At 36.1% G+C, this 10,116-nt stretch carries 8 protein-coding genes; 7 read left to right on the forward strand and 1 reads right to left on the reverse strand.

Annotated elements, in window-relative coordinates:
• Positions 1-1,452, forward strand: a 1,452-nt coding sequence (locus WS44_RS08175) for a DEAD/DEAH box helicase (RefSeq protein WP_046433989.1), incomplete at its 5' end; no start/stop codon positions are given.
• 137 nt (positions 1,453-1,589) lie between these two features.
• On the opposite strand, the gene plsY is transcribed toward WS44_RS08175, so the two are convergent.
• The gene (gene plsY / locus WS44_RS08180; RefSeq protein ID WP_013438000.1) at positions 1,590-2,219 is read right to left on the reverse strand and encodes a glycerol-3-phosphate 1-O-acyltransferase PlsY; all 630 of its coding nucleotides are present in this window, start codon (positions 2,217-2,219) and stop codon (positions 1,590-1,592) included.
• Between the two features lie 96 nt (positions 2,220-2,315).
• Between plsY and parE the strand changes: the two genes are divergently transcribed.
• The 6 genes from parE to WS44_RS08210 all read left to right on the forward strand — a co-directional run bounded on the left by parE (position 2,316) and on the right by WS44_RS08210 (position 10,032).
• A complete protein-coding gene (gene parE, locus WS44_RS08185) occupies positions 2,316-4,262 on the forward strand; it encodes a DNA topoisomerase IV subunit B (RefSeq protein WP_013438001.1) in 1,947 nt (648 codons plus the stop codon).
• Positions 4,263-4,279: 17 nt separating this feature from the next.
• Positions 4,280-6,736, forward strand: a complete 2,457-nt coding sequence (gene parC, locus WS44_RS08190) for a DNA topoisomerase IV subunit A (RefSeq protein ID WP_014565882.1) — start codon at positions 4,280-4,282, stop codon at positions 6,734-6,736.
• A 149-nt stretch (positions 6,737-6,885) separates the two neighbouring features.
• A complete protein-coding gene (locus WS44_RS08195) occupies positions 6,886-7,851 on the forward strand; it encodes a LysR family transcriptional regulator (protein ID WP_014565883.1) in 966 nt (321 codons plus the stop codon).
• 26 nt (positions 7,852-7,877) lie between these two features.
• Entirely contained in the window at positions 7,878-8,813 is a 936-nt protein-coding gene (locus WS44_RS08200; protein WP_013438004.1) for a manganese-dependent inorganic pyrophosphatase, read from the forward strand.
• Between the two features lie 229 nt (positions 8,814-9,042).
• Positions 9,043-9,417 carry a hypothetical protein gene (locus WS44_RS08205; RefSeq protein ID WP_231575976.1) on the forward strand — a complete coding sequence of 125 codons (375 nt, stop codon included), beginning with the start codon at positions 9,043-9,045 and terminating at the stop codon, positions 9,415-9,417.
• 27 nt (positions 9,418-9,444) lie between these two features.
• The gene (locus tag WS44_RS08210) at positions 9,445-10,032 is read left to right on the forward strand and encodes a peptidylprolyl isomerase (protein ID WP_046433990.1); all 588 of its coding nucleotides are present in this window, start codon (positions 9,445-9,447) and stop codon (positions 10,030-10,032) included.
• The last annotated feature ends 84 nt before the right edge of the window (positions 10,033-10,116 follow it).

Here is a 10,116-nt window from a genome sequence, read left to right on the forward strand (position 1 = left end):
GCTGATTTGTCTAACAACCGTATACGCAGGGATGCAATTCCGCAAACTCTTCAAAATACGCTGAGACCATATCAAAAAGCAGGATTTAACTGGCTTAGTACAATCATTAATTATAATTTTGGTGGTCTATTAGCAGATGAAATGGGACTAGGCAAGACTTTACAAGTTATTGCTGTGCTTTTAGCCAGAAAACAGCAACATAAGAGTAATCTAACGAGTTTAGTTATTGCACCAGCTTCCGTAATCTATAATTGGCAAGCTGAGATAAAGAAGTTTGCACCTGAGTTATCTGTTGGAGTATTGGGCGGCAGCAATGATGAACGACGCAATATGTTAGTACATCAAAATAAATATGATGTACTAATTACCTCATATCAATTGCTTAATCACGATCTAGAAGCTTATTACAACTTATCTTTTGATTTACAAATCTTAGACGAGGCACAAAATATTAAGAATCACCAGTCGATCACGGCTCAATCCGTTAAAGTTATTAAGGCACAACACAGATTAGCTCTAACAGGAACGCCAATTGAAAATAAGCTAAGTGAATTATGGAGTATTTTTGACTACCTAATGCCTGGCTTCTTGGGCTCTTATGTGGACTTCAAAAAGAAGTTTGAAGTACCTATCGTTAAAAAAGAAGATAAGGACCTAGAATCTACATTAAGTGAGACAGTAGCTCCATTTATCTTGCGACGACTTAAGAAAGATGTTTTAAAGGATTTGCCTGCTAAAGACGAAGAGGTTATTCCTATCAAGATGAACCAAAAACAGGCTGGTCTATATCATTTGCAGATGAATAAAATTATTGCTCAATTAAATGGACAAGACGATGATGATTTTAAAAAGTCTCGTTTTCAGATTTTGGCACAAATTACTAAATTACGAGAGATCTGCTGTGATCCGCATCTTTTATATGATAATTACCATGGCAAATCCGATAAATTAAAAGCGACTATTGATTTAATAAAGAGCAATCTAGAAAACGGACATAAGATTTTACTGTTCTCCCAATTCACTTCTATGCTAGATATTTTGCAAGAGAAACTAGCGAAATTAAGGGTGCCTACTTTTATGCTTACTGGATCTACGCCAAAAGAGAAGAGGCAGGAAGATATTCAACACTTTAATTCATTAAAGCAGCCTGGTGTCTTTTTGCTCTCTCTTAAGGCTGGGGGAACTGGTATTAATTTAACTAGTGCTGATGTAGTTATTCATTATGATCCATGGTGGAATATAGCAGCAGAGAATCAAGCAACAGATCGAGCACACAGAATAGGGCAAAAGAATTCTGTTAAAATTTATAAGATGGTCACGCAAGATACAATAGAAGAACGGATCATCAAGTTGCAGCAAAAGAAAGCAGAACTTGCACAAGCAATACTAAACAATAAAGATATGGCTAATGCTGCAATGAATAGAGAAGATCTACTTAAACTGCTAAAATAAAAGAATAGCTTATAGTTATATCTTTCTTAATTTATGCTTTTTATTCTTGCGAACGATTGTTTGTATAAGTATAATAATTTATGTAACAAAAAACCAACAAGTTAAACACTTGCTGGTTTTATATTTTGCTTATTAGTTTATTTAGCATGTTTCTTTTTGTACCAGTAATATAAACCAAACGGTACCATGTTTTCTTGGTGGTGTTCGATTCGGCTAATATTGCTTCTATGGCTCCAGTAGATTAAGACTACAAGCAATCCACTGATAATGCTTAAGGCAATGTCGTGGAAAAAGAACGAAGCGATAAAGATTAGGACCACTGAGATTAAGCTGGTTAATGAGACCATACTTGTGATAAACAAGACAGGGAAGAATATTGCTGCACAAATCAAGAAGAAATGTACATTGTATCCTAATAGAAAACCTGCTGAAGTTGCAACAGCCTTCCCTCCCTTGAATTTCAAGAATACAGGGAAAGCATGACCTAATATTGCAGCTAAACCAAAAATAAGGCAAAGATAATGTGGACCTAAGTTAAAAATGACAGGAATCAATGTAGCTAGCGTTCCTTTAAAAAAATCAACTAAGAACACGATGATGCCTGCTACAGGACCTAGAACTCTAAATGTATTTGTAGTCCCGATATTTCCTGAACCGTATTTTCTAATGTCTTTATGGAAAAAGGTTTTTCCAACTAATATACCTGTCGGAAACGATCCGAGCAAATATGCTAAAATAAACAACGATGCAAATTTTAATGCAAACATATTTAACAACTCCTATTAATCTATCGCTATTTTAGCAAAGATTATCTTTTAAATATATGGTAGTTGCTGAATTTATGAACAAGTGGAGGAATTTTAGTGGCAAAAGCTAATACTTATGATGATTCTTCAATTCAAATCTTACATGGACTAGAAGCAGTCCGTAAAAGACCTGGTATGTATATTGGTTCAACTGATATACACGGTCTTAATCAACTAGTTTATGAAATTGTCGATAACTCAGTCGACGAAGCAATGGCTGGTTTTGGTAAAGAAATTGATGTAACGATCCATAAAGACAATAGTGTTACTGTAAGAGACTTTGGACGTGGCATGCCTACAGGGATGCACAAGTCTGGTAAGCCAACAATTGAAGTTATCTTAACTGTACTTCATGCAGGTGGTAAATTTACCGAACAGAACTATAAGACATCAGGTGGGCTTCACGGTGTAGGTTCATCAGTTGTTAATGCTCTTTCAAGTTATATGAAAGTAAGAGTGGTTCGTGATGGCAAGGCCTATGAAGAAGAATTTAAAAATGGCGGTCATCCTGTTGGTACACTTAAATGCGTTGGTAAAACAAAAGATAAGACAGGTACAACTATTACTTTCAAACCTGATCAAACTATCTTTTCAACTACTAAGTATAAATACGAGACAATTCAAGAACGAATTCGTGAATCTGCATTTTTACTTAAGGGTGTTAAATTTGTTTTAACAGATGAACGTGAACCAGAACATCATGATGTTTTCCAATATGATGACGGGATTAAGTCATTTGTTTCCTACCTTAATGAAGGAAAAGGAACAATCAGTGACGTTTTCTATTTTGAAGGAAAACAAGATGGCATGGAAATTGAATTTGCTGGTCAATATAGTGACGGCTATTCAGAAAATTTAGTCTCATTTGTTAACAATGTACGTACTGGAGACGGTGGTACCCATGAATCTGGTGCGCGTAGTGGGTTTACTAGAGCTTTTAACGATTATGCTAAAAAGCAAGGTTTACTTGGCAAAAAGGATAAGAATATTGATGGATCCGACTATCGTGAAGGCTTAAGTGCGGTATTGTCAGTAAAGATTCCGGAAGAATTACTTGAATTTGAAGGACAGACTAAGGGTAAGCTAGGTACGCCCCAAGCACGTTCTGCGGTTGATTCACTTGTATATGAAAAGATGTCTTACTATCTCATGGAAAATGGTGAGTTAGCTCAGGAATTGGTTAAGAAGGCTCAACGAGCTAGGGATGCACGTGAAGCCGCTAAAAAAGCTAGAGATGAAAGCAGAAACGGCAAAAAGAGACGTAAGAAGGAAGTTCTTTCTGGTAAACTTACCCCTGCTCAATCACGTAATCCTAAGAAAAATGAGCTATTCCTAGTAGAAGGGGACTCTGCCGGTGGTTCAGCAAAACAAGGTAGAGATAGACGCTTCCAAGCTATTCTTCCTCTTCGTGGTAAGGTCTTGAATACTCAAAAGGCTAAATTGCAAGATATCTTCAAGAATGAAGAAATTAACACAATGATCTATACCATTGGTGCGGGGGTCGGAACAGAATTTAATGTAGATGACTCTAATTATGACAAAGTTATTATCATGACTGACGCCGATGATGATGGTGCTCACATTCAAATTTTGTTATTGACTTTCTTCTACCGCTACATGCGCCCGATGATCGAGAAGGGTAAAGTTTATATTGCTTTGCCACCTCTTTATCGTCTGCAAAAAGGTCGTGGCAAAAAGAGTAAGATCCAATATGCTTGGACTGATGAAGAACTAGCAGAAGACGAAAAAAAAATGGGTCGCGGATACTCCTTACAAAGATTTAAGGGACTTGGTGAAATGAATGCTGAACAGCTTTGGCAAACAACCATGGATCCTGAATCTAGAATGTTGATTAGAGTAAAAATCGATGATGCTGCTTTAGCCGAGAGAAGAGTAACTACCTTAATGGGCGACAAAGTTGCTGCAAGAAGAAAATGGATTGAAGAAAATGTCAAATTCAGAATGGGCGAAGACGGCTCAATTCTAGAATCTGAAGATGAATAAAGAAGGTTTTTAATTTAATGGCCACAAAAGAACGAATTCGCGAAATGCCCCTTGAACAAGTTATGGGTGAGCGTTTCGGAAGATATTCTAAATATATTATTCAAGAACGTGCGTTGCCAGATATTCGTGATGGTTTAAAACCCGTACAGCGTCGTATTTTATACGCAATGTACCAGGATGGAAATACCTACGACAAGCCATTTAAAAAGGCAGCTAAAGCTGTCGGAAACATCATGGGTAACTTCCACCCACACGGTGATAGTTCTATTTATGGTGCTTTAGTTCACTTGTCTCAAGATTGGAAGATGCGTGAACCATTAGTAGAAATGCACGGTAACAATGGTTCAATGGATGGTGATGGACCAGCCGCAATGCGTTATACCGAATCTCGTTTAAGCAAGATTTCAAATATGCTTTTACAAGATATTGATAAAGACACTGTCAATATGGTTCTCAACTTCGATGATACCGAATATGAACCAACTGTATTACCAGCACGTTTCCCTAATTTATTAGTTAACGGTTCAACCGGTATTTCAGCAGGATATGCCACTGAGATTCCACCTCACAATTTAGGAGAAGTTATCGATGCCACAATTTATTTATTAAAGCATCCTAATGCAACTCTTGAGGACTTGATGAAATACGTTAAGGGACCAGATTTTCCTACAGGTGCCATCATTATGGGCACCAAGGGGATCAAAGAAGCATACAAGACTGGTCGCGGTCGTATTCAAGTTCGTGCAAAAACAAGCATTCAAGATATCCGTGGACACCGTCAAGAAATTGTAGCTACTGAAATTCCATTTGATGTTAATAAATCTCTTCTTGTAAAGAAAATCGATGAAATCCGCTTAAACAAGGAAATCGATGGTATTGCAGAAGTCCGTGATGAAACTGACCGTCATGGTTTATCAATCGTAATTGAATTGAAGAAAGATACTGATGCACAAAACATCTTAAACTACTTGTTTAAGAATACTGATTTGCAAGTATCTTATAACTTCAATATGGTTGCAATTGACCACATGACACCAGTTCAAGTAGGGTTAAAGCATATTCTAATTTCATACTTGGAACATGAAGTTGACGTTGTTACTAAGCGTACTAAATTCGATTTAAACAAGGCTGAAGCTCGTTTAGAAATTATCCAAGGTTTAATTCACGCAATGGATATCTTGGATCAAGTAATTAAGACTATTCGTGCATCTAAGAACAAAGCTGATGCCAAGAAGAATTTAATTGCTAAATACAAATTCACTGAAAAGCAAGCTGAAGCTATCGTTTCTTTACAACTTTACAGATTAACCAATACTGATGTAAACGAATTGATTGCTGAACAAGATAAGCTCAATAAGTTAGCTGAAAAATACCGCAAACTTTTGTCTGACCGTAAGACCCTTGAAAAAGAAATAATCAAGGAACTTTCAGCAGTAAAGAAAGAATTCAGCAACCCTCGTCGTACTCAAATCTCTCAAGAAAGTGCCAAAGTTGAAATTGATGAAAAGGCATTAGTAACTGATGAACAAGTACGTGTCTTGATCAGTCGTGATGGCTATCTCAAGCGCTCATCTATCAGATCATATCAGTCAACAGATGATGCGGATAATGGTTTGCCTGATGGTGACAAGGTAGTTTATGAAAACACAATATCGACATTATCTAATCTTTATCTGTTTACCAACCGAGGCAATGTGATTTATCGTCCAGTTCATGAATTAGTCGAAGCTAAATGGAAAGAAACAGGACAACACTTGTCTCAAGAAATAGGTCTAGATAATGACGAAAAGATCATTCGTGTATTTGTTTTAGACAAGTTGAGCGCAAATATCAATTTCTTGTTGGCTACAAATGATGGCTATATCAAACAATTGGAACTTGCTAACTTGCAGCCTACGAGAACTTACAAATCTCGTGCTATGACCGCAATCAAATTAAAGAATAAGGATAGCCTATTAGTTGGTGTAGATGCCGTTAAACCTGATGCTAAAAAGGAAATTACCTTATTTACTCATCGGGCTTATGCAATTAGATATGATATAAGTGAAATTCCTACATCAGGTTCTAAGGCTGTGGGTGTTAAATCAGCCAATCTTAAAGAAGACGACTATATCGTAAATTATGTATTAGTTGATAATAAATATGTTGATTTAATGCATGTCGGTTTGATTACTCAGCGTGGTGCATTTAAGCAGTTCAAATTAAAATTGGTTAATAAAGTGTCTAGAGCTAAACGAGGCGTCTTAGTATTGCGTGAATTAAAGACTAAGCCACATAGAATCGCTGCCTTGGTACCATATGCTCAAGATCATGTATTGCATATTACAACAACTAGTGATCGTCACGTTAAGATTCAAACTAATGAATATCCTTTAGGCGATCGATACTCAAATGGTTCATTCGTCATCGATACAACAACAGATGGAATCCCAACAAGTATTGAGTTAGGACGACCAATTAGTAGCCAAGATTAGTTTTTTATTATTAATTAGTTTCAACTTAGATATTTATAAATAGTGTTAAGACGTTTGTTTTGACACTATTTATTTTTGGATAGATAATGAAGATGGTTATAGGACACGGCTTATTATTAAATAATATTTTAGGAAAGAAGATAATTACTATGCCTAAAACAGATACTATACTTTCGGTCAAATCCTTACGTTACTTTTTACAATTGATTGACACCATGAACTACACTCAAGCTGCTCAAATTCTTGGTATCACTCAACCTGCATTAACCCAACAAGTCAAAAAATTGGAATATGCAATTGGTGCTCCTTTGTTTGGCCAAATGGGTAAGAAATTGTACTTAACTGAAGCAGGGAAGGAAATGGAGTCTGCCGCAGTTGAGCTATTGAGCACTATCAATGGTGTTATAAGTGACATTCAGGAATACACACAAGCCGACAAGGGTAATATTTCCGTTGGAGTTTTGGATACTCTGCAAGCTGATGTCTTTTACGAATTTCTACGCTTCTTCCACAGAAAATATCCAGAAGTTACTTTTTCAGTCGATTACTACGATAGAAAAGAGCTTTGGCGTAGACTCGACACTAATTTAATAGATCTAGCAATTATGTATTTGCCAGATAACACCAAGAAAGAAGAAACTAATTTGCGTCATCAATACAATCACCATGACATTTCTTCTGATCGCTTAGTTGTTTTAACACACAAGACAACTGTAGAAGCAGGTGAAACTTATCCAGTATCACGCTTCATCAACAGAAAATGGATTGCATATCCAGATGACTTTTACGTAACTCACTTAATGTACGAGCTATTTGGTAAAAAGCACAAACCAGATATTTCTATGGAGATTGCTTCTACTAAAGAAATGGTCCAAATGGCAGAAGTAACAGACTACGATACTTATGTTACCCAATCATACTATGACGTCCACAAAGATGAAATCAGTTTAACTCCTATTTACTTACAAGGAGAGCATGATTTCCATATTTCTTATGTCTACCGTAAGGGTAAGTTAGAAATTCCAAGAATGGAAAATATGCTAAAAGAATTTGAAATGTTCTTGGATAAACGCTTAGATTCTAGTAGACTATTAAGAGAAGTAAAACAAAAATAAAGTTAGAAAAAGAGGCAATTAATTTAATGGAAAAAGAATTCGTTTTCGGACACCAAAATCCAGATACTGATGCTATCGGTACTGCTATTGCATTTTCATACTTGCAAAACAAGTTAGGCTACAATACTGAAGCTGTTGCTTTGGGTGAACCTAACGATGAAACAGCTTATGCTCTTAAGAAATTCGGTTTTAAAGCTCCTCGTGTGATTAAGGAAGCAGCACCCGAAGTTAAGGCAGTTATGTTAGTTGACCACAACGAACCACAACAAAGTGTTTCAGACATCGACAAGGTTAAGGTAACTCACGTAGTAGATCACCACAGAATTATGAACTTTAATACTGCTGATCCTTTGTACTACCGTGCAGAACCTAAGGGTTGTACTTCAACTATCGTTTGGAAGATGTTTAACGAAAACAACGTTGAAATTCCTGAAAAGCTTGCTGGTTTAATGCTCTCAGCTATTATTTCAGACACTTTGCTTCTTAAATCACCAACTACCACTGATGAAGATAAGGAAGCTGTAGAAGCTTTAGCTAAAATTGCTGGTGTTGACTACAAGGAATACGGTTTGGCAATGCTTAAGGCTGGTACTAACATCGACGACAAGTCAGAAGAAGATTTGATTGACTTAGATGCTAAGAGTTTTGAATTAAACGGCCACAATGTACGTGTTGCACAAATCAATGTTGTTGATTTAGCAGATGCTTTGAAACGTAAAGAAGATTTCTTGAAGGCTATGGAAGCTTCTTCAAAGGACAACAACTATGACATGTTTATGCTTTTAATTACCAACATCCTTGATTCAGACTCAGAAGCTTTGGTTGTAGGTAGTGACGAAACTAAGGCATTGTTTGAAAAGGCATTTAACACAAAGCTTGAAGATTCAGAAGTTAAATTGCCAGGTGTTGTATCACGTAAGAAGCAAGTTGTTCCACCACTTACTGATGCTTTCAACGCTTAAGTTAAAGTGGATGAATAAGAGGTAGTTGATATAACTGCCTCTTATTTTTATGTCAATTATGAAAAAACTATTTAACACAATAGTCATTATCAGTACGGCGTTAATGATACTAAGCTTTATCTTGTTTATTATTCATAAGGATAAACTGTCCATAGCCTTATTTGCGACGTTTATCACCATTTGGTATCATTTCTTCATGCGTTGGATTATTGGAAATGTAGTAGGGCCAATGTTATTAGGTGTGAATTCTAACAACAAATGGTTTCATCAAACCAAGATAGAAAATAAATTTTATCGCATATTGCACGTCAAAGATTGGAAAAAGTTTCTTCCAACTTATGACTCAACTTTATTCGATTTAAAAACTCAGAGCCTCGACGATATCATAAACAATATGTGTCAGGCAGAGCTTATTCATGAACTAATGTTTATATTTAGTTTGGTTCCAATTGCATTTTCAATTTACTTTGGTGATCTATACATTTTTGTACTTACATCAATTGTTGCAATGATGTTTGAACTTTGCTTCATAATCGTACAACGTTATAATAGAGAACGTTTGGTAAAACTAAATACTAAGCTAAAACGTAGACGTTCGCGTTAAATCAATTTTATAGAAAAGAGAATAAATATGGATTACCCACAATTAAACTTAAATAAGGTAGAAGGACCAAAAGCTACCATTAAGACTAATCACGGTGATATAAAAATTCAATTGTTCCCTGAACAAGCACCAATGACCGTTGAAAACTTTGTGCGATTGGCTCAAAAGGGATATTATGACAAAACAATTTTCCATCGAGTAATCAGCGACTTTATGATTCAAGGTGGAGATCCTGAAGGTAACGGTACTGGCGGAACAAGTATCTGGGATCACCCATTTGAAGATGAATTCTCTCAAGAATTATTTAACTTACGTGGTGCTTTATCAATGGCCAACTCAGGTCCTAATACTAATGGCAGCCAATTTTTCATTGTTCAAAACAAAAATATGCCTAAGCGCTATATTAAACAAATGGAACCAGCCGGTTATCCTAAGGAAATTATTCATGCATACAAGCAGGGTGGTACACCTTGGCTAGACGGTCGTCACACAGTCTTCGGCCAAGTTATTGATGGCATGGATGTAGTAGATGAAATTGCTAAAGTCAAGAAAAACAAGATGGATAAGCCATTAGAAGACGTTGTAATCAATACAATTGATGAGACTGTAAAATAGTTTGTGTAAGGATGAATGATTCCTTAAATTTATTTCTTTAAACATTAGAAAAAGGAGTTCCTTTCTCGTATGATTGGTTTGAAC

The sequence above is a fragment of the Lactobacillus sp. N54.MGS-719 genome (assembly GCF_000980505.1).
Classification (GTDB): domain Bacteria; phylum Bacillota; class Bacilli; order Lactobacillales; family Lactobacillaceae; genus Lactobacillus; species Lactobacillus amylovorus.